This window comes from Dielma fastidiosa, from assembly GCF_000313565.1.
In the GTDB taxonomy this organism is placed as follows: Bacteria; Bacillota_I; Bacilli_A; order Erysipelotrichales; family Erysipelotrichaceae; genus Dielma; species Dielma fastidiosa.
In genome coordinates this window covers 1-274 of record NZ_CAEN01000114.1, presented here as the reverse complement: position 1 = coordinate 274, position 274 = coordinate 1, and the positions used below count along the sequence as shown (strand labels likewise).

At 42.7% G+C, this 274-nt stretch carries 1 pseudogene; it reads right to left on the bottom strand.

The window, feature by feature from the left end:
• Positions 1-222: pseudogene (locus DAHG_RS18255) on the bottom strand (hypothetical protein); the annotation flags it as partial.
• Positions 223-274 lie beyond the last annotated feature (52 nt).

Here is a 274-nt window from a genome sequence, read left to right as displayed (position 1 = left end):
GATCCAACCAGTACGCATTGCACCGTTATCATCGAAAGCATACCAGCAGTCATTGTCTTTGATCCAACCCTTGGCTATACTGCCATCTTCCTTAACATAAGACCATGTGCCATTGTTATTGACCCATTGAGCCTCAGCCGCTCTGATTGGCATTGCTGCTGAACAGAGCATTGCAGCTACGACTAAAGAAGTCATCGCTGACTTTGTTTTGTTTGATTTCACTTTAATTACCTCCCCAGGTTTTTTGAATATGTCTCATAAGGTATACCTTATG